This window comes from Streptomyces sp. ASQP_92, from assembly GCF_025399895.1.
In the GTDB taxonomy this organism is placed as follows: domain Bacteria; phylum Actinomycetota; class Actinomycetes; order Streptomycetales; family Streptomycetaceae; genus Streptomyces.
The window spans coordinates 20,534-37,996 of sequence record NZ_JAODUA010000002.1; the positions used below are offsets into that span (position 1 = coordinate 20,534).

Sequence of the window (17,463 nt, forward strand, 5' to 3'; positions counted from 1 at the left end):
GTACGCGCCGTTCGACCGGGCGGTGCGGCCATGCGACGCGACCTGCCCTCAGGGGGTGGTCAGCAGCTCGCCGTCGATCACGGTCACGGCCCGGCCGATGAGCAGGGTGCGCTCACCACGCAGCTCGGTGCGGACGAACCCGGAGCGGGCCGAGGCCTGGAGGCCGGTGAGTTCGGTGCGGCCCAGGCGCGCCGACCAGAACGGGGCGAGGACGGTGTGGGCGCTGCCCGTCACCGGGTCCTCGTCGATGCCGACGTTGGGGAAGAAGCAGCGCGAGACGAAGTCGTAGCCGCGGGCCGGGTCGGCGGCCGGGGCCGTCGCGATGATGCCGCGCTCGGAGTGCCGGCCCAGTGCCCGGATGTCGGGCGCCAGGGAGCGTACGGCCGCTTCGTCGGGCAGCTCCACCAGGAGGTCGCCGATGTGGGCGGAGGTGCCGTGGGCCGAGACCACCGGGGCACCGAGTGCCTCGGCAAGAGCCGCCGGGACCGGCTCCTCCCGCAGGGCGGAGGTGGGGAAGTCCAGGGTGATCGTGCCGTCCTCGGCGGTGGTCGCCGTGAGGATGCCGCAGCGCGCGGCGAACCGTACCGTCCCGGTCGCCGCGCCCGTGGTGTGCAGCACGTGGGCGGTGGCCAGGGTGGCGTGGCCGCACATGTCGACCTCGGCGGCGGGTGTGAACCAGCGCAGCGCCCAGTCCGCCTCGCCGCCTGGCGGCAGGGGGTGGGCGAAGGCGGTCTCCGCGTGGTTGACCTCGCGGGCGACGTCCTGGAGCCAGGCGTCGGCAGGGAAGGCGTCGAGCAGCAGGACGCCGGTCGGGTTGCCGGCGAAGGGACGGTCGGTGAAGGCGTCGACGATTCGGATACGCATGGCGGCACCGTACGGGACGCGAAATCCCCGGGGCCAAGGCCAATGCGCGACCGCTGGACCGGTCGTGGGAGACGGCCGCCCCGGGGCGGCGGGCGCCTTTCCGCCGAGGCGGGCCGGGCAGCCACGTGCGCGGGACGGCGGAGTGGGCGCCTTCCCGCCGTCTGCTTGGTGTCGGTGTCGGTGTCGCGGAATTCAGGCGGTCAGGGGGACGGGGTGCACCTCGTCGGCCCGGTGGCCGGCCCGTTCGTGGATGCGCTGTACGGCTTCGGCCGACGGCGCCTCGGAGAGGCAGTAGACGGTGCCCGACTTCGGGTCCGCCCAGGCCTTCTGGAAGTGGACGCCTTCCTCTTTCTCGATGGCGAGGTCCGCTTGGTGGGCCTGCATCAACTGGTCGGCGGTGATGCCCGTCATGCCGTGGTGGACGTCCATGAACTGGGACATGGCGTCGCACCCCCTTCCGGCGATCGCTGCCGGGGCGTTCAGAACCGCCAAGTCCGTTTGGCCGGTTCCAGCTCCGCTCCCTCCATCCTGCGCCCGAAGGGCGGCGCGGGCGAGCGAGGGCGGCGCGATGGCGCGCGGGTCGGCGGCCCGGCGGCGGACTTCCCCGAGAAGGCTTGCCAAGCGTAAGTCGCCGATATATCGTTGACGCATCGCGACAGATCAACGATGGAAGGAAACGAACCATGCGTTCACATGGATACGGACAGCAGGGACCCGGCCATCGCGGTCGGGGCGACTTCGAGGGGCGGCGCGCCGCCTTCGGGCCCTTCGGTCCCGGCTTCGGCGGGGGCCCGTGGGGTGGTGGACCCGGCGGCCGTGGCGGCCGGGGTGGTCCCCGGGGCAGGGCGCGGCGCGGAGATGTCCGCGCGTCGATCCTGGCCCTCCTGAAGGACCGGTCGATGCACGGCTACGAGATGATCCAGGAGATCGCCGAGCGCAGTGGCGGGGCTTGGAAGCCCAGCCCGGGCTCGGTCTACCCCACCCTCCAGCTGCTGGAGGACGAGGGCCTGATCACCAGCGAGAGCGAGGGCGGCAAGAAGCTGTTCACGCTCACCGACGCCGGGCGCACGGAAGCCGAATCGGGAGCCGACGCTCCCTGGGAGGAAGCCGGGCGCGGGGTCGACTGGGAGGCCATGCACGAGATCCGGCAGGCCGGTTCCGGTCTGATGGAGGCGTTCGGTCAGGTCTGGAAGACCGGCTCCGCCGAACAGCGCCGGAAGGCGATCGCCGTCATCAACGACGCCCGTAAGAAGCTCTACCTGATCCTCGCCGACGAGGGCTGAACCTCATCGGGCGCCGAAGCCCCGCGGCCCATGGCCGCGGGGCTTCGGCGCGTTCAGGCGCACAGACCCGCGAGCTTGCGCAGCGACTCGTTGAGGGCCGCCGTCGCCGAGTCCTTCAGCTTGCCCGCCATCAGCGAGACCGCGGCGCCCGTGAACTCGCCGTCGATGCGGACCGTGCTGGCCTCGCCCTCGGGAATGACCGTGTACCGGTTGGTGACGTTCACGCCCATCGGGCCCTTGCCCTTGACGCCGAAGACCCGGCCGGCCTCGAACTCGTCCACCGTCCAGGCCACTTCGGCGGGGAAGCCCATGAGCTTCATGTTCTCCGCGTAGGTCGCGCCCAGCTCCAGCTTGTCCGGCCCGCCCGCGGGGAAGCTGGTGTGCGTGGCGTTCCACTCGCCGTACGAGGAGAAGTCGGTGAGCCGCGCCCACACCTTCTCTGCCGGAGCCTCGATACGTGCCTCCGCGCTGACCTCGGCCATGCGACCACTCCTTCGTGGGACGGTGACGGGGACGTGCGCGGAACGTAGCCGCAGCGGGGCGAACATTCAATACTGATGAACCGTCAGATCCACTGGGTCTCCAGGGCCCAGATCTGGGCGGAGTCGAACAGGTCGCAGGCGCGCGGCCGCGCGGACTCGTCGTGGCAGTGGAACGCGGCCCAGAACAGATCGCCGGGCAGCGCGTCCGGCGGCGCGTACACCCGGTACACGTACTGCTGTCCGTCCTCGGCCAGGAGGGCGACCATCCAGCACATCGGCGCTCCCTCGGCGGGCGGTGGGGACGGCTGTGTCATCCGGGAAGGACGAGCCCGCAGGCCAAAGCGGTTGCGCCGGGGGCGCGGGCGAGGACGGCGGGCGCCTTCGGGTTCCCCCCGGCGGGAGATTTCCGAGATCTCATCCGCAAGGAGGAGAAGCCGGTCATGCGTGCCCACCTTCTGCGGGAGGGCGAATGCTCCCGCACGGGGATGTTCCGCGAGCCGGCGCCTGGTGAGGTGGAGGGGTGCACAGTTCTCCCCCCGGAGCTCCCCGGACGACCGCCCCCGCAGACATCGACACCCGGCTCACCGCTGAGCTGAGCTCGGTGGTCGCGGGCGCCCGCAGGCGTGCGCTGCGCGACGGCGACCGTCAACTGGACACCGCGCACCTGCTGCACTCCCTGATGGAGAGCGACCCCGCGGTGCGCGCCGCCTTCGACGACGGCCCCCAGGTGGCGCGGGTGCTCGGGTATCTGGTGCAGCGCAGCATCGGGTACGGGCTGCGCTGGCAGGGGTCCGTCGAGGACTCGGGGGCCGTGCCCCTGGCGAGCCAGCCCGGCTGGTCGCCCAGCACGTTGGCGGCGGTCGAGTACGCGCTGGGTCTCGCCGACGGCCGCGGCGAACGGGTCACCGGACGGGACGTCCTGGCCGGTCTCGCCGCCGACCGCGACTGCCGCGCCGTCCAGGTGCTCCGGCACGCGGGCGTCGACACGGCCACGCTGGCCGAACGGCTGGCAGAGCCCGGGAGCGGCACGCTGCGCGGCCTGGGCGAGCCCGCGTGGCCGTCCTCGGCGTAGCTCGGCGGGTCCGGGCCCGGGCCCCCGCCCGGCCGTGCGCACGAGGCGCGTTCCGACAGGTGTTACGCGGATGAAGGTGCTGACCGCGGCTGTCATGATGGGCCGATGCACGCGTCTCGGGGAAGAAGCGTCGGCCTGGGACTCGCCCTGGCGTCGGCCTTCGCATTCGGTGGTTCAGGAGTGGCGGCCAAGCCGCTGATCGAAGCGGGGCTCGACCCGCTGCACGTGGTGTGGCTGCGGGTGACCGGGGCCGCGCTCGTCATGCTGCCGGTGGCCTGGCGCCACCGCCGTCTCGTGCTGCGCAGGCCCGCGCTGCTCGCCGGGTTCGGACTGCTGGCCGTCGCCGGGGTCCAGGCCTGCTACTTCGCCTCGATCTCGCGCATACCCGTCGGCGTCGCCCTGCTCGTCGAGTACCTGGCGCCCGCGCTCGTCCTCGGCTGGGTCCGGTTCGTCCAGCGCAGGGCCGTGAGCCGAGCTGCCGCGGCCGGCGTGGTGCTCGCCGTCGCCGGGCTCGCCTGTGTCGTCGAGGTGTGGTCCGGGCTCAGCTTCGACGCCGTCGGACTGCTCCTCGCGCTCGGCGCGGCCTGCTGCCAGGTCGGCTACTTCGTCCTGTCCGACCAAGGCGGCGAAGGCGAGGACACGGCGGACCCGCTCGGTGTCATCGCCTACGGACTGCTCATCGGCTCGCTCGTCCTGACCGCCGTGGCCCGCCCCTGGACCATGCGGTGGCCGGTGCTCGCCGGCAGCGCCGACATGAACGGCTCCCAGGTGCCCGCCGCGCTGCTGCTCTGCTGGATCGTGCTGATCGCGACCGTCATCGCCTATGTCACCGGGGTCGTCTCGGTGCGCAGGCTCTCGCCCCAGGTGGCCGGTGTGGTCGCCTGCCTGGAGGCGGTGCTCGCCACCGTGTTCGCCTGGATCCTGCTCGGTGAGCATCTCTCCGCGCCGCAGATCGTCGGCGGTGCGGTCGTCCTGACCGGCGCCTTCATCGCGCAGTCCGCGGCGCCGAAGGCGCCCTCGGGACCGCTCGTTTCCGGCGGGTCCGTGCCCGCCGAAGGGGAGTTGTCGGCCGGGCACTCCGCCGCCTAGGGTGGCGATCATGCATTCGACCGTACTGCCGCCTCCCGCCGCGTAAAGCGGGCGGCCACTGAGGACGAGGAACCGGCTCGGGCAGTCCCCGAGCGGCTCGCCGCTGCCCGCGTACTCCACGCCAGCGACCAGCCACCACCTTCCTCTTCGGAGTACGTACGTGTCGAACTCTTCGACGGGCCTCGCCATGGGCCCCTCCACCGCGCTGCCCGTCGGCCGTGGTCTGCTCTACCTCGCCGTCGCCGGAGTCGCCTGGGGCACTGCGGGCGGCGCCGCCGCCCTGGTCTTCGGGGCCAGCGACCTCGGACCACTCGCCCTGTCGTTCTGGCGCTGCGCCGGCGGACTCGTCCTGCTGCTCGGGGCGATGGCGCTGCGCCGCCGACCCGCCCCGGCCCCCGTCGCCGAACCGCGCCGCCGCAGGCTGCTGCGTATCCTCGGCAACGGGATCGGCCTGATGGTCTTCCAGAGCGCCTACTTCGCGGCCGTCGAGGCCACCGGACTCGCGGTCGCCACCGTGGTCACCCTGGGCGCGGGCCCCGTGCTCATCGCGCTCGGCGCCCGGCTCACCCTCGGCGAGCGGATCGGCCGGTCCGGCATCACCGCCGTCACCGGCGCGCTCGCCGGGCTCGCGGTCCTGTGTGCCGGCAACGGCGGGGGAGCGGTCCGGCCCGCCGGGATCGCCCTCGCGCTGGTGTCGGCCGCCGGGTACGCGGCCATCACCCTGCTCACCCGGTGGCTCGGCCGGGACGGCCGGGCGGCCGACCCGTCGGCCACCACGGCCTGGGCCTTCGGCGTCGCGGCCGTGCTCCTGCTGCCGTTCGCGGGCGCGGAGGGCCTGCTGCCGCACACCGTGGAACCGGCGCGGGTGGCCGTCCTGCTCGTGTACGTGGCGGCCGTCCCCACCGCCCTGGCCTACGCCCTCTACTTCGCGGGCGCCGCGGTCGTCCGGGCCGCCACCGTCTCCGTGATCATGCTGCTCGAACCGGTCAGCGCGGCCCTGCTCGCGGTGTCCGTGCTCGGCGAGCGGATCACCGCGGCCACCGCCGCCGGCACCTCACTGCTGCTCCTCGCGGTGATCGGGCTCGCGGCGGCCGAGACGCGGCAGGCGGCGAGGTCCCGCCGCGCGGCGGTGGCGGTGTAACGGCTGGGCCCGGCGGCGGTTCAGCGTCCGGTGAGGTAGTCCGGTACGGCCACCGCCGGGTCCAGGTCGTCCGCGGGCACGGGCTCGCCGTAGCCCGGGGCGAGCGGCAGGACGCCGGCCCAGTGCGGCAGCCCGAGGTCCTCGGCGTCGTCGTTGGGGCCGCCGGTGCGGAGCTTGGCCGAGACCTCGTTCAGGTCGAGGCTGATCACCGCGGTCGCGGCCAGTTCCTTGCCGTTCGCCGGACGCGAGTCCCGTGAGCGGCCGGGCACGACCTGGTCCACCAGCGCGTCGAGCGCTTCTCGCCTCTCCTGCGGGTCGGCCACCTCGTGCGCGATTCCGTGCACCACGACCGAGCGGTAGTTGATCGAGTGGTGGAAGGCCGACCGGGCGAGCACGATCCCGTCGACATGGGTGACCGTCAGGCAGACCGGCAGGCCCGGATCGGCCTGCCCGGCCGCGCGCAGCGGACGCGAACCCGTCGAGCCGTGTATGTAGAGCCGCTCGCCGACCCGGGCGAAGAGCGTCGGCAGCACGACGGGCGCGCCGTCCCGGACGAAGCCCAGGTGACAGACGCACGCCGTGTCCAGGATGCCGTGCACCAGTTCGCGGTCGTACGAGGCCCGCTCGCGCGAGCGGGTCGGCACGGTGCGGTCGGTCGCCGGGTAGGGGGCTGCGGTCGCGGTGTCCGCCATGGCGTTCTCCCTTGCGTTCTCTATTGCACTAGTTCATAATCCAGTTTGTGCTAGGAGAATATCGGATCGAGGGGCGCCGTGCATCGGAGATCGCCGAGAGCGTGGAGCGCGCGGTGGGTTCCGGCGGGCTCGAACCGGGCCAACTGCTGCCCCCGCTCAGGGAGTTGGCCACCGAACTCGGCGTGAATCCCAACACCGTCGCGGCCGCCTATCGGCTGCTGCGCGACCGAGGGGTGATCGAGACGGCGGGCCGCCGCGGCAGCCGCGTACGGCCGCGGCCCGCGAGCACCGCCCGCGACCTGATCCGCGCGGACGTGCCCGAGGGGGTGCGGAACATCGCCGACGGCAACCCGGACGCGCGGCTGCTGCCCCCGCTCGCCGAGGCGCTGGCGGCCGCCGCCCGCGACACCGTCGAACGGCCCGGCCGGTATCTGTACGGGCAGGAGCCCGTCGACGAGGAACTCGCCCGGCTCGCCCGCGCCGCCTTCGACGCGGGGGATGTGCCGGCCGGACCCGTCGGGGTGCTCTCGGGATCGCTCGACGCCATCGAGCGGGTGCTCACCGCCCATCTCAGGCCCGGCGACGCCGTGGCCATCGAGGACCCGGGCTGGGGCGCGCTGCTCGACCTCGTACCGGCGCTCGGCCTGAAACCCGAACCCATGGCGCTCGACGAGGAGGGACCGCTGCCCGAGGCGCTCGAACGCGCCCTCGCCGCGGGGGCCCGGGCCGTCGTGGTCACCTGCCGGGCGCAGAACCCGACCGGCGCGGCCGTGAGCGCGGCCCGCGCCCGGGCGCTGCGCGCCGTGCTGGCCGCGCACCCCGGGGTGCTGCTCATCGAGGACGACCACGGCCACGGCATGGTCGACCTGCCCCTGCACCCCATCGCGCCGGCCACCCGGCACTGGGCGTTCGTACGGTCGGTCGCGAAGGCGTACGGACCGGACCTCCGGCTCGCTCTCCTCACCGGGGACGCGGTCACCCTCGACCGGGTGCGGGGGCGCCAGCGGCTCGGCCCCGGCTGGGTCAGCAGGCTGCTCCAGCGGGCCGTCGTCGAGCTGTGGAACTCCGGTGCCGTCGACCCGGCGGAGGTCGCGCGCTCCTACCGCGAGCGGCGCGAGGGCCTTTTGCGGGCCCTGCGCGAGCGGGGTGTCGAGGCCCGGGGCCGCAGCGGGTTCACGGTGTGGGTGCCGGTGCCCGACGAGACGGGCGCGGTGTCCCGGCTGCTGCACGCGGGCTGGGCGGTCGCGCCCGGCGCCCGCTTCCGGATGGCCTCCGCGCCCGGGGTGCGGATCACCGTGTCGAGCCTGGCCCCGCAGGACATCGGCCCGCTCGCGGAGGCCGTCGCCTCGGCGGTCGGCCCGGGGCCGGGCACGCGCTACGCCTACTGACCCCGCTTGGCGCGCGGGCGGCTCTGGGTGAGTGCGGCGCCCGCGAGCACGACGGCGGCCCCGACCGGCGTGTTCCAGCTCAGGCTCTCGCCGAGCACCGCGACCCCGGCGGCCGTGGCGATCACCGGAATGAAATAGGTGACCATCTGCGCGGTCGTCGGCCCCACCTCGTTCACGAGCCCGTACTGGACCAGCACCGCGAGCCCCGTGCCGAGCGCGCCGAGCGCGGCCACGGCCAGCGACGGCACGAGCGGGAACGCATGCGGGAACCCGGCGAACAGCGGGGTGACCAGGGCGAGTTGGAGGCTCGCGACACCGAGCTGGGAGCCGATCAGGGACAGATTGGAGTGGCCGCCGCCCGCCAGGGTGCGCCGGACGTAGATCCAGCCGATCGGGTAGCACAGCGAGGCCAGCAGGGCCATCGCGGTACCCGTGACGTCCAGGCCGTGGAAGCCCTGCCACGCGCCGAGCACCGTCAGCACCCCGAGGAAACCGAGCCCGAGCCCCGCCACCCGGCGGCGGGTCGGCCGGTCCTCGGAGAGCGCCACCATCGACAGGGCCATGCCCCACAGCGGAGAGGTGGCGTTGCAGATGCCGGCCAGGGTCGACGGAATGGTCAGTTCCGAATAAGCGAAGAGGGAGAACGGCGCGGCGTTGAGAAGCAGCGCCGCCACCGTGAGGTGCAGCCACGTGCGGCGCCCGCGCGGCAGCCGCTCCCGCTTGACCGCCATCGCCACCGCGAGCACCAGGGTGCCGAACAGCAGCCGCCCGAGGGTGACCTGGAACGGGGCGTACCCGTCGGTTCCCACCTTGATCAGCAGAAAGCTGAAGCCCCAGATCAGTGAGAGCCCCGCGAACCGGACGCGCCAGTCCAGGGCCGGACGGCGGCGGGCGGCCGGCGTCGAGGACGGCGGAAGGGTGGTGGAGGGTGTAGAGGGTGTGGACCGGGGTGGGGTGGCGGTGCTCATGACCACCACCATGGGGCCCGGATACCGCGTAGCACAAGCGAGACTTCGCGCGAGGGTTCGGTTAGCATCGCTTACATGTTGAACCTGGAGCGTCTGCGAACCCTTGACGCGGTGGCCCGGCACGGCTCGGTGGGTGGCGCTGCCGACACCCTGCATGTGACGACCTCCGCCGTCTCCCAGCAGCTCGCCAAACTGGAGCGCGAGGCCGGCCAGCCGCTGCTCGCCAAGAACGGGCGCGGGGTGCGGCTCACCGACGCGGGCCGCCTCCTCGCCGAGCACGCCGCCCGCATCCTGTCCCAAGTGCAGGTCGCCCAGGCCGAGTTGGAGGCCCAGCGGGACCGCGTCGTCGGTGAGCTCAGGATCGCGGGGTTCGCCACCGCCGCCCGCGGCCTCTTCCCCGCCGCCCTGGCCTCGCTGCGCGCCGATCACCCGCAGCTGACGGTGCGCTCCGAGGAGCAGGAGGCCGACGAGTCGGTGCGGGGCGTGCTGCTCGGCGACCTCGACCTCGCCCTCGTCCTCGACTGGTACAACAAGCCGCTGCCGCTGCCCGACGGGCTCGCCAAGCGGACGGTCCTCGACGACGTGGCGGACGTGGCCCTGCCCGCGGGACACCCGCTGGCCGACCGTGCGACGGTCGATCTGGAGGAGTTTGCCGAGGACGAGTGGATCACCTGGCCGGAGGGCGAGTTCTGCAGCGAGTGGCTGCTCTTCACCCTGCGCGGCAAGGGCGTCGAGCCGAGAATCGCCCATGTGGCCCGCGAGCACGCCACGCAACTCGCCCTGGTCGAGGCGGGGTTGGGGGTCAGCATCGCCCCGCGCCTGGGCCGGGGCCCGGTGCCCGACGGGGTCAGGGTGGTCCCGGTGCGGGCCGCGATGAGCCGCCATGTGTACGCGGTGTGGCGCGCCGACGCCGACCGCAGACCCTCGATCCGGGCGGCGGTCGACGCGCTTGCGGCGGCGGGGGAGGGGCTGGGGTAGGCGTCGGCGCGCCCCGCGCCCGGCGCGGACAGGCGCCCGGCTCCGCCACCGTTCCCGTCACCGGCTCGCTCCCGCGCCTCAGCGCGCAAACTCGCCGCCCAGTTTGCGGAAGTCCCAGGACACCACCCGGTCCGGAGTCAGCCGCAGCCACGCGTGCCGTCCGTCGTGGACCATCTCGTCGAGGCCGAAGTGCTTGGCCGCGAACAGCGCCTCCACTTCGGCGAGTTCGGGGCACGGCTCGCCGGTGCGGGGCGCCTCGCCGACCGGGACGACGCTGCCGCTCAGCTCCACCCCGCGCAGCTCCCCGTACTCCGTGCCGTCGTCCACCACCACCGCGACCCGCGGGTCCTTGCCGAGCTGCCTCCAGCGCCGGCTGCGGGTGATCGAGTACAGCCAGAGCGAGCCGCCGTGCCAGACGTACCAGAGCGGCGCGACATGGGGGCTGCCGTCCGCCGATACGGTGGCGACCCGGCAGGTGCGCTGTGCGCCGAGGAAGGCGTCGCGCTCTTCGTCGCTCATCATGATCCGTCGGCCTCGGCGCTGTATGGCGGCCATGGCGCCTTCCCTTCCGTGCGTCGACGGTGCTGTCGCGTCCAACCATCCGTACCGACAACGGTTCTGACGATACGTCAGGAATCATGGCGCGCTCTTCCCTCGGTGCGCAATGGCGGTTAGCCTCCGGCGCCATGGCGACGAAGGAACTTCTCGCGCGACAGCTCGATCCCGCCTCCACGGCCTTGATGACCGTCGAGTGCCAGCAGGGCGTGGTCGGGGCGGACAGCGCCCTGCCCGAACTCGCCAAGACGGCAAGGGAGTCGGGCGTACTGCACAACGTGGCGCGGCTGGTGGCCGGGGCCCATGAGGCGGGCGTGCAGGTACTCCACGCGGTGGCCGAGCGGCGCCCCGACGGGCGCGGGGCCAACCGCAACGCGCGGCTCTTCCGGGCCGCCGAACGACTGCCGGTGCAGCAGTACTCCGGCTCCCGGGCGGTGCGGATCGCCGAGCCGATCGAGGTGGCCGACGAGGACATCGTCGTGCGCAGGCTGCACGGTCTGTCGCCGGTGGCCGGCACGGACGTGGACCCGCTCCTGCGCAACCTCGGCTGCCGCACCCTGATCGTGACCGGGGTCTCGGCCAACGTGGCGATCCCCAACGCGGTCTTCGACGCGGTGAACCTCGGTTACACCGCGGTGGTCGCCGCCGACGCGATCGCGGGGGTGCCGGCCGACTACACCCCCGCGATGATCCGGCACACCCTCGCCCTGGTCGCCACGGTGGCCACCACCGACGAGATCCTGGGCTGTCTGAGAGTGGGCCGCCGGGTCACGCGAGCCTGATCGAACCGCCCTCCACCGAGATCGCGGCGGCCGGCAGCGGAGCCGGGGCGGGGCCCGCCTTGACGCTGCCGTCCGCGACGTCGAACTTGCTGCCGTGGCAGGGGCAGTTGATGGTGCCGTCCGTGACCGACGACACGGCGCAGCCCTGGTGGGTGCACTTCGCGGAGAACGCCTTGAACCGGCCCGCGGCGGGCTGGGTCACCACGACGCCCTGCTCGGCGAAGATCTTTCCGCCGCCCTGCGGGATGTCCGACGTCTTGCCGAGCACGCCCTTGGTGTCCTTGCCGCCGCCGTCCCCGGCGGGCGCCGCGTTCCCGGTCCCCGCCGCGCTGTCCGAGCCGCCCCCGCACGCGGTGAGCGCGGCCGCGAGCCCGGCCGCGCCCACACACGCGATGACGGTGCGGCGCGCCGGTACCGGGGCGGGTACGGGCTGCGATTCGGTGCTCATGCTGACTGTCCTCTCGACGTACGACGCGTAGCTGCGAGGGGGAGTACGGGCGCGGGAGGCGGGGCGTTCAGCGGCGGGGTGACCTGCCGGGGCCAAGGATGCGGGGCGGGTGCGGGGGCGGCGGAAAAGGAGTCAGGGGCCCCGGGGAGCGCGACGTAGCCTGTGCGCATGCTCACCGAAGTCACCGCGACCCGCTACGTCACGCCGTTGCGTGAGGGCGGGTCGCTTCCGGGCATCGTCGAGGCCGACGATCTCGGAACCTACGTCATGAAGTTCACCGGGGCGGGCCAGGGCCGCAAGACGCTCGTCGCGGAGGTCATCTGCGGCGAACTCGGCCGCAGGCTCGGGCTGCGCGTCCCGGAGCTGGTCACCATCCAACTCGACCCGGTCATCGGCCTGTCCGAGCCCGACCAGGAGGTGCAGGAGCTCCTGAAGGCGAGCGGCGGCCTCAACCTCGGGATGGACTACCTGCCCGGCTCGCTCGGCTTCGACCCGCTCGCCTACCAGGTGGACGCGGCCGAGGCGGGCAGGGTCGTCTGGTTCGACGCGCTGATCAACAACGTCGACCGGTCGTGGCGCAACCCGAACATGCTGGTCTGGCACGGCGACCTGTGGCTCATCGACCACGGCGCCACCATGATCTGGCACCACAACTGGCCGGGCGCCGCCGCGTCCGCGGCCAAGCCGTACAACGCCTCCGACCACGCGCTCGCGCCGTTCGGCCCCGATGTCGCGGCCGCGGCCGCGGCCCTCGCGCCGCTGGTGACCGAGGAGCTCCTGACCGAGGTCGCGGCCCTCGTGCCCGACGAGTGGCTGCTCGACGAACCCGGCTTCGAGACGACCGACGCGCTGCGCCGCGCCTATGTCGAGCCGCTGCTCGCCCGCGCCGCGACGATCCACGAGCGGATCACCCTGGACGCGCCCGCCGTCACCAAGCCCTCGCAGGCCCCCGGCTGGCTGACGGACCACCTCAAGCCCTGGCCCCACCCCACCAAGAACAGCACGAAGGACGACGACCGTTGAGCAAGCGCGATGTCTTCGAGTACGCGCTGCTGCGCGTGGTGCCACGCGTCGAGCGCGGCGAGTGTTTCAACGCGGGCGTCCTGGTCTATTGCCGCGCCCACTCCTACGTCGCGGCGCGCACCCATCTGGACGAGGCGAAGCTGAGGGCGCTCGACCCGGGCGCGGACGTGCTGGGCGTACGGGCCGCGCTGCGCGCCGTCGAGGGAGTCTGCGGCGGCGGCGAGGGCGCCGGGCAGGCGGCGGGTGACGACGCGGGGCGCCGGTTCCGCTGGCTGATCGCACCGCGCTCCACGGTGGTCCAGCCGGGCCCGGTGCACACCGGCCTGACCGCCGATCCCGAGGCCGAGACCGAGCGACTGCTCGACCTGCTGGTGCGCTGAATCCGGCCCGCCGGGAATGTGACATGCGCCGAGGGGATCCGTGGGCCGTTGACACCGGGTGCCAGGGCTTCTAGCGTCTCGTCTGCTGAAGCTACTAAGCGGTTGCTCAGTCACTGAGGGCCGCGGATCCCAGGGCGAGGAGAACAGCATGTCCACCACCGAGCAGCGCGTCGCCATCGTGACCGGGGCGGCGCGGGGCATTGGCGCCGCGACCGCCGTCCGGCTTGCGGCCGAGGGCCGGGCCGTCGCCGTACTCGACCTCGACGAGGCGGCCTGCAAGGACACCGTCGACAAGATCACCGCGGCGGGCGGCCGGGCCATCGCCGTCGGCTGCGACGTCTCCGACAGCGCCCAGGTGGAGGCGGCCGTGGAGCGCGTCGCCTCCGAGCTCGGCGCGCCGACCATCCTCGTCAACAACGCCGGTGTGCTCCGCGACAACCTCCTCTTCAAGATGAGCGAGTCGGACTGGGACCTGGTCATGAACGTGCACCTCAAGGGCGCGTTCCTGATGGCCAAGGCCTGTCAGAAGCACATGGTGGACGCCAAGTGGGGCCGCATCGTCTCGCTCTCCTCGTCCTCCGCGCTCGGCAACCGCGGCCAGGCCAACTACTCCGCCGTCAAGGCAGGCCTCCAGGGCTTCACCAAGACCCTCGCCAAGGAACTCGGCAAGTTCGGGATCACCGCCAACGCGGTCGCGCCCGGCTTCATCGTCACCGAGATGACCGCGCAGACCGCCGCCCGCGTCGGCATGGGCTTCGAGGACTTCCAGGCCGCGGCCGCCGGCCAGATCCCCGTCCAGCGCGTCGGCTTCCCCGAGGACATCGCCAACGCCATCGCCTTCTTCACGGGCGACGCCGCGGGCTTCGTCTCCGGCCAGGTCATGTACGTGGCCGGCGGACCGCTCAACTAAGGCCAGGGACAAGGGACATGACTGAACTTCCTGAACTGTCCGGCAAGGTCGCCCTGATCACCGGCGGCAGCCGGGGCATCGGCTACGGCGTCGCCGAGGCGCTCGTCGCCCGCGGCGACCGGGTGTGCATCACCGGACGCGGCGAGGACGCCCTGAAGGAGGCCGTCGAACGGCTCGGCTCCGACCGCGTCATCGCGGTCGCCGGCAAGGCCGCCGACGAGGCCCACCAGGCCGCCGCCGTCGAGCGCACCATGGAGGCCTTCGGCCGGGTCGACTTCCTGGTCAACAACGCCGGTACCAACCCGGTGTTCGGCCCCATCGCCGAACTCGATCTGGGCGTGGCGCGCAAGGTGTTCGAGACCAATGTGGTCTCCGCGCTCGGCTTCGCCCAGCAGACCTGGAAGGCCTGGCAGCGGGACAACGGCGGCGCGATCGTCAACATCGCCTCCATCGCCGGCGTTTCCGCCTCGCCCTTCATCGGCGCGTACGGCATGAGCAAGGCCGCCATGGTGAACCTGACGCTCCAGCTGGCCCACGAGTTCGCGCCGGTCGTCCGCGTCAACGCGATCGCCCCGGCCGTCATCAAGACCAAGTTCGCCCAGGCGCTGTACGAGGGCCGCGAGGCGGAGGCCGCCGCGGCCTATCCGATGGGCCGGCTCGGCGTGCCGTCCGACATCGGCGGCGCCGCCGCGTTCCTCACCTCCGAGCAGTCGGCCTGGGTCACGGGGCAGACCCTGGTCGTCGACGGCGGGCTCTTCCTGAACGTCGGAGTCCACTGAGGAAGACCCCGGGAAAGGCGCTCGCCGCCCTGAGCGGATTTGCTCCCGAATAGTGCCCAGTGCCCCGTTGAGACGGTCGGTTGACCCAGCGGGGCACTGCGGTATGGTCTGCCGCCACGGCCGATCGAGGAGCGTGCACGTGTTCAGACGGACCAGCCGCCGGCGCACCGGCGCGGCCCTTGCGTCCATAGCCGTGCTGGGTGGCTGCGGACTGCTTCCGGGCAGCGGTTCGGGGCCCCAGCAGGGGATCACGGTGGGGACGACGAGCGAACCGAGCACGCTCGACCCGGCCGCCTCCTGGGACGGATCGTGGGAGCTCTACCGCAATGTCTTCCAGACCCTGGTGGCCTTTCCGACCGGCAGCACCTCGCCCCAGCCGGACGCCGCCCAGTCCTGCCGCTTCTCGGACAGGACGAGTCGCACCTTCACCTGCACACTGCGCAGGGGAATGGCCTTCTCCGACGGGACGAAGCTCGACGCGCACGCCGTCAAGTACTCGATCGACCGCATCGTGAGGATCAACGTGAAGGCCGGGCCCAAGGGCCTGCTCAGCAGCCTGGACACGGTCACCGCCGACGACGACCTGACCGTCACCTTCCACCTGAACAAGCCCGACGCGACCTTCCCCTATGTGCTCGGCGCGCCCGCCATGTCGATCGTCGACCCCGCGACGTACCCGGCCGACCGGCTCCGCGACGACGGCGGCCTCACCGGCTCGGGCCCCTACACCCTGGAGTCGTACAAGGCCGGCGACCGGGCCGTCCTGAAGAAGAACATCGGCTACCAGGGCTTCGCTCAACCCCAGAACGACGGCGTCACCATCCGCTACTTCCACGACTCCACCACTATGGTGGACGCCCTCAAGAGCAAGCGGATCGATCTCACCTATCGCGGCATCACCGCCGACGAGGTCGAGGACATCCGCCAGGAGAAGGCGGCGGGCAAGCCCTTCCAGCTCATCGAGAACACCGGCACCGAGATCCGCTTCCTGGTGTTCAACCCCAAGGACCCGCACGCCGCGAACGCGGCGGTGCGCCGCGCGGTCGCCCAGGTCGTGGACCGCGACGCCCTGGTCGCCAAGGTCTACAAGGGCACCGCCGAACCGCTGTACTCGATGGTCCCCACCGGCGTGAACGGGCACACCACCAGCTTCTTCGACACCTTCGGCTCGCCCAGCGTGCCCAAGGCGAGGGACATTCTGCGCAAGGCGGGCGTCAACGCCCCGGTGCCGCTGACGTTCTGGTACACCACCGACCGCTACGGCTCGTCCATGGCCGCGGAGTTCGCCGAGCTCAAGCGGCAGCTCGACGGCTCCGGGCTCTTCGACGTGACCCTGAAGAGCCGCCCCTGGAAGACCTACACCCAGGGCTTCCAGGCCGGCGACTTCCCCGTCTTCGGACGCGGCTGGTTCCCCGACTTCCCCGACCCGGACAACTTCATCGCCCCCTTCGTCGGCGAGGAGAACGCCGTCGGCACGCCGTACGAGCCCCGCGAGATCACCACCCGGCTGATCCCGCAGTCCCGACAGATCTCCGACCGGGGAGCGGCGAGCCGGCAGTTCGAGCGGGCCCAGGACATCCTCGTCGACGACGTGCGGCTGCTGCCGCTGTGGCAGGGCAAGCTCTGCATCGCGGCGAGCGACGACATCGCGGGCGGCGAGCGGGCCCTGGACCCGCAGACCGTCCTTCAGCTGTGGGAGCTGCACCGCAAGACGAGCTGGTAGGACACGGGCGCGGACGGCGTTGTCAGTGGCGGCGGGTAGGTTCGGAAATCCGCAGTGAGAGTGCGGAGTCGAACCGAATGTCCCACGGAGGTTGTTGACGTGACCGATACCGCCATGCTGCCCGAGTCCTGGCAGGGCGTCCTCGGCGAGGAGCTCCAGAAGCCGTACTTCAAGGAGCTCACCGCGTTCGTCGAGGAGGAGCGGGCGAACGGCCCCGTCTTCCCGCCCCGCGAGGAGGTGTTCGCGGCGCTGGACGCGACACCGTACGACAAGGTCAAGGTCCTCGTCCTCGGCCAGGACCCCTACCACGGCGAGGGCCAGGGGCACGGGCTGTGCTTCTCGGTGCGCCCGGGTGTCAGGACACCGCCCTCGCTGCGCAACATCTACAAGGAGATGCGCGACGAGCTCGGCCTGGAGATCCCCGACAACGGCTACCTCATGCCGTGGGCCGAGCAGGGGGTGCTGCTGCTCAACGCGGTGCTCACGGTGCGCTCCGGCGAGGCCAACTCGCACAAGGGCAAGGGCTGGGAGAAGTTCACCGACGCGGTGATCCGCGCCGTCGCCTCGCGGCCCGACCCGGCGGTGTTCGTGCTGTGGGGCAACTACGCGCAGAAGAAGCTCCCGTTGATCGACGAGGAGCGCCACGTCGTGGTCAAGGGGGCGCACCCGTCGCCACTGTCCGCCAAGAAGTTCTTCGGTTCGCATCCCTTCACGCAGATCAACGAGGCGGTCGCGGCGCAGGGGCACGCCCCCATCGACTGGCGCATCCCCAACCTGGGCTGAGCGGGGCGGGGCGGGGGAGCGGCGAGCGGGCTCTCGGGGGGAGGCGTGACGGCGTCCGGCTGACAGGGCGGGGGCGGCCGACCGAGCCTGAGGCCGATTGTCAGTGGGGGCCGCTAGCGTCGA

At 72.5% G+C, this 17,463-nt stretch carries 21 protein-coding genes; 13 read left to right on the forward strand and 8 right to left on the reverse strand.

What is annotated here, in order from left to right; all coding sequences use genetic code 11:
• Positions 1-48: 48 nt before the first annotated feature.
• Both N4G70_RS06105 and N4G70_RS06110 read right to left on the reverse strand, forming a co-directional pair.
• Complete coding sequence (locus tag N4G70_RS06105) at positions 49-864, reverse strand: PhzF family phenazine biosynthesis protein (protein WP_261711407.1); 816 nt, start codon at positions 862-864, stop codon at positions 49-51.
• A gap of 192 nt (positions 865-1,056) precedes the next feature.
• Positions 1,057-1,305: an SCO4226 family nickel-binding protein gene (locus N4G70_RS06110; RefSeq protein ID WP_261711408.1), complete on the reverse strand. Its 249-nt coding sequence runs from the start codon at positions 1,303-1,305 to the stop codon at positions 1,057-1,059.
• A 242-nt stretch (positions 1,306-1,547) separates the two neighbouring features.
• On the opposite strand from N4G70_RS06110, the gene N4G70_RS06115 reads away from it, so the two are divergent.
• Positions 1,548-2,147, forward strand: a complete 600-nt coding sequence (locus N4G70_RS06115) for a PadR family transcriptional regulator (protein ID WP_261711409.1) — start codon at positions 1,548-1,550, stop codon at positions 2,145-2,147.
• 53 nt (positions 2,148-2,200) lie between these two features.
• Here the strand turns inward: N4G70_RS06115 and N4G70_RS06120 are convergent, their stop codons facing one another.
• Together N4G70_RS06120 and N4G70_RS06125 are read right to left on the reverse strand one after the other, a co-directional pair.
• Positions 2,201-2,629, reverse strand: coding sequence for an SRPBCC family protein (locus N4G70_RS06120; RefSeq protein ID WP_261711410.1), 429 nt, complete (start codon positions 2,627-2,629; stop codon positions 2,201-2,203).
• 83 nt (positions 2,630-2,712) lie between these two features.
• Positions 2,713-2,904: a hypothetical protein gene (locus N4G70_RS06125; protein ID WP_261712053.1), complete on the reverse strand. Its 192-nt coding sequence runs from the start codon at positions 2,902-2,904 to the stop codon at positions 2,713-2,715.
• A 245-nt stretch (positions 2,905-3,149) separates the two neighbouring features.
• Here N4G70_RS06125 and N4G70_RS06130 point away from each other — a divergent pair, with 245 nt between their 5' ends.
• The 3 genes from N4G70_RS06130 to N4G70_RS06140 all read left to right on the forward strand — a co-directional run bounded on the left by N4G70_RS06130 (position 3,150) and on the right by N4G70_RS06140 (position 5,931).
• Positions 3,150-3,701, forward strand: coding sequence for a Clp protease N-terminal domain-containing protein (locus N4G70_RS06130; protein ID WP_261711411.1), 552 nt, complete (start codon positions 3,150-3,152; stop codon positions 3,699-3,701).
• Positions 3,702-3,806: 105 nt separating this feature from the next.
• Positions 3,807-4,790 carry a DMT family transporter gene (locus N4G70_RS06135; protein ID WP_261711412.1) on the forward strand — a complete coding sequence of 328 codons (984 nt, stop codon included), beginning with the start codon at positions 3,807-3,809 and terminating at the stop codon, positions 4,788-4,790.
• Positions 4,791-4,977: 187 nt separating this feature from the next.
• Positions 4,978-5,931, forward strand: a complete 954-nt coding sequence (locus tag N4G70_RS06140; RefSeq protein ID WP_261712054.1) for a DMT family transporter — start codon at positions 4,978-4,980, stop codon at positions 5,929-5,931.
• Between the two features lie 20 nt (positions 5,932-5,951).
• Here the strand turns inward: N4G70_RS06140 and N4G70_RS06145 are convergent, their stop codons facing one another.
• Entirely contained in the window at positions 5,952-6,623 is a 672-nt protein-coding gene (locus tag N4G70_RS06145) for a pyridoxamine 5'-phosphate oxidase family protein (RefSeq protein WP_261711413.1), read from the reverse strand.
• Positions 6,624-6,670: 47 nt separating this feature from the next.
• Between N4G70_RS06145 and N4G70_RS06150 the strand changes: the two genes are divergently transcribed.
• Positions 6,671-8,011 (forward strand): aminotransferase class I/II-fold pyridoxal phosphate-dependent enzyme, encoded by a 1,341-nt coding sequence (locus N4G70_RS06150; protein WP_261711414.1) that lies wholly within the window; start codon positions 6,671-6,673, stop codon positions 8,009-8,011.
• Here the strand turns inward: N4G70_RS06150 and N4G70_RS06155 are convergent.
• The gene (locus N4G70_RS06155) at positions 8,005-8,979 is read right to left on the reverse strand and encodes a DMT family transporter (protein WP_261711415.1); all 975 of its coding nucleotides are present in this window, start codon (positions 8,977-8,979) and stop codon (positions 8,005-8,007) included. The genes N4G70_RS06150 and N4G70_RS06155 overlap by 7 nt on opposite strands.
• Positions 8,980-9,054: 75 nt before the next feature.
• On the opposite strand from N4G70_RS06155, the gene N4G70_RS06160 reads away from it, so the two are divergent.
• The gene (locus N4G70_RS06160) at positions 9,055-9,957 is read left to right on the forward strand and encodes a LysR family transcriptional regulator (RefSeq protein WP_261711416.1); all 903 of its coding nucleotides are present in this window, start codon (positions 9,055-9,057) and stop codon (positions 9,955-9,957) included.
• Positions 9,958-10,035: 78 nt separating this feature from the next.
• Here the strand turns inward: N4G70_RS06160 and N4G70_RS06165 are convergent, their stop codons facing one another.
• The gene (locus N4G70_RS06165) at positions 10,036-10,512 is read right to left on the reverse strand and encodes a pyridoxamine 5'-phosphate oxidase family protein (RefSeq protein WP_261711417.1); all 477 of its coding nucleotides are present in this window, start codon (positions 10,510-10,512) and stop codon (positions 10,036-10,038) included.
• A gap of 131 nt (positions 10,513-10,643) precedes the next feature.
• On the opposite strand from N4G70_RS06165, the gene N4G70_RS06170 reads away from it, so the two are divergent.
• The gene (locus N4G70_RS06170; protein WP_261711418.1) at positions 10,644-11,294 is read left to right on the forward strand and encodes a cysteine hydrolase; all 651 of its coding nucleotides are present in this window, start codon (positions 10,644-10,646) and stop codon (positions 11,292-11,294) included.
• On the opposite strand, the gene N4G70_RS06175 is transcribed toward N4G70_RS06170, so the two are convergent.
• A complete protein-coding gene (locus N4G70_RS06175) occupies positions 11,281-11,742 on the reverse strand; it encodes a Rieske (2Fe-2S) protein (protein WP_261711420.1) in 462 nt (153 codons plus the stop codon). The genes N4G70_RS06170 and N4G70_RS06175 overlap by 14 nt on opposite strands.
• Positions 11,743-11,910: 168 nt before the next feature.
• Between N4G70_RS06175 and N4G70_RS06180 the strand changes: the two genes are divergently transcribed.
• The 6 genes from N4G70_RS06180 (at position 11,911) to N4G70_RS06205 (ending at position 17,340) form a co-directional block, all read left to right on the forward strand.
• Positions 11,911-12,765 carry a HipA family kinase gene (locus N4G70_RS06180; protein ID WP_261711421.1) on the forward strand — a complete coding sequence of 285 codons (855 nt, stop codon included), beginning with the start codon at positions 11,911-11,913 and terminating at the stop codon, positions 12,763-12,765.
• On the forward strand, positions 12,762-13,145 hold the full coding sequence (locus N4G70_RS06185) for a DUF3037 domain-containing protein (RefSeq protein ID WP_120725423.1): 384 nt from the start codon (positions 12,762-12,764) through the stop codon (positions 13,143-13,145). The genes N4G70_RS06180 and N4G70_RS06185 overlap by 4 nt, the downstream gene beginning before the upstream one ends.
• A 148-nt stretch (positions 13,146-13,293) precedes the next feature.
• The gene (fabG, locus tag N4G70_RS06190) at positions 13,294-14,055 is read left to right on the forward strand and encodes a 3-oxoacyl-ACP reductase FabG (RefSeq protein ID WP_261711422.1); all 762 of its coding nucleotides are present in this window, start codon (positions 13,294-13,296) and stop codon (positions 14,053-14,055) included.
• A 17-nt stretch (positions 14,056-14,072) separates the two neighbouring features.
• Positions 14,073-14,834 (forward strand): SDR family oxidoreductase, encoded by a 762-nt coding sequence (locus N4G70_RS06195; RefSeq protein ID WP_261711423.1) that lies wholly within the window; start codon positions 14,073-14,075, stop codon positions 14,832-14,834.
• Positions 14,835-14,973: 139 nt separating this feature from the next.
• The gene (locus N4G70_RS06200; protein ID WP_399034365.1) at positions 14,974-16,557 is read left to right on the forward strand and encodes an ABC transporter substrate-binding protein; all 1,584 of its coding nucleotides are present in this window, start codon (positions 14,974-14,976) and stop codon (positions 16,555-16,557) included.
• A gap of 99 nt (positions 16,558-16,656) precedes the next feature.
• Complete coding sequence (locus tag N4G70_RS06205) at positions 16,657-17,340, forward strand: uracil-DNA glycosylase (protein WP_261711425.1); 684 nt, start codon at positions 16,657-16,659, stop codon at positions 17,338-17,340.
• Positions 17,341-17,463 lie beyond the last annotated feature (123 nt).

Coding starts and splice junctions, on each gene's coding strand:
- N4G70_RS06105 (WP_261711407.1), bottom strand. CDS start 864: ATGCGTATCCGAATCGTCGACGCCTTCACCGACCGTCCCTTCGCCGGC.
- N4G70_RS06110 (WP_261711408.1), bottom strand. CDS start 1,305: ATGTCCCAGTTCATGGACGTCCACCACGGCATGACGGGCATCACCGCC.
- N4G70_RS06115 (WP_261711409.1), top strand. CDS start 1,548: ATGCGTTCACATGGATACGGACAGCAGGGACCCGGCCATCGCGGTCGG.
- N4G70_RS06120 (WP_261711410.1), bottom strand. CDS start 2,629: ATGGCCGAGGTCAGCGCGGAGGCACGTATCGAGGCTCCGGCAGAGAAG.
- N4G70_RS06125 (WP_261712053.1), bottom strand. CDS start 2,904: ATGTGCTGGATGGTCGCCCTCCTGGCCGAGGACGGACAGCAGTACGTG.
- N4G70_RS06135 (WP_261711412.1), top strand. CDS start 3,807: ATGCACGCGTCTCGGGGAAGAAGCGTCGGCCTGGGACTCGCCCTGGCG.
- N4G70_RS06140 (WP_261712054.1), top strand. CDS start 4,978: ATGGGCCCCTCCACCGCGCTGCCCGTCGGCCGTGGTCTGCTCTACCTC.
- N4G70_RS06145 (WP_261711413.1), bottom strand. CDS start 6,623: ATGGCGGACACCGCGACCGCAGCCCCCTACCCGGCGACCGACCGCACC.
- N4G70_RS06155 (WP_261711415.1), bottom strand. CDS start 8,979: ATGAGCACCGCCACCCCACCCCGGTCCACACCCTCTACACCCTCCACC.
- N4G70_RS06160 (WP_261711416.1), top strand. CDS start 9,055: ATGTTGAACCTGGAGCGTCTGCGAACCCTTGACGCGGTGGCCCGGCAC.
- N4G70_RS06165 (WP_261711417.1), bottom strand. CDS start 10,512: ATGGCCGCCATACAGCGCCGAGGCCGACGGATCATGATGAGCGACGAA.
- N4G70_RS06170 (WP_261711418.1), top strand. CDS start 10,644: ATGGCGACGAAGGAACTTCTCGCGCGACAGCTCGATCCCGCCTCCACG.
- N4G70_RS06175 (WP_261711420.1), bottom strand. CDS start 11,742: ATGAGCACCGAATCGCAGCCCGTACCCGCCCCGGTACCGGCGCGCCGC.
- N4G70_RS06180 (WP_261711421.1), top strand. CDS start 11,911: ATGCTCACCGAAGTCACCGCGACCCGCTACGTCACGCCGTTGCGTGAG.
- fabG (WP_261711422.1), top strand. CDS start 13,294: ATGTCCACCACCGAGCAGCGCGTCGCCATCGTGACCGGGGCGGCGCGG.
- N4G70_RS06195 (WP_261711423.1), top strand. CDS start 14,073: ATGACTGAACTTCCTGAACTGTCCGGCAAGGTCGCCCTGATCACCGGC.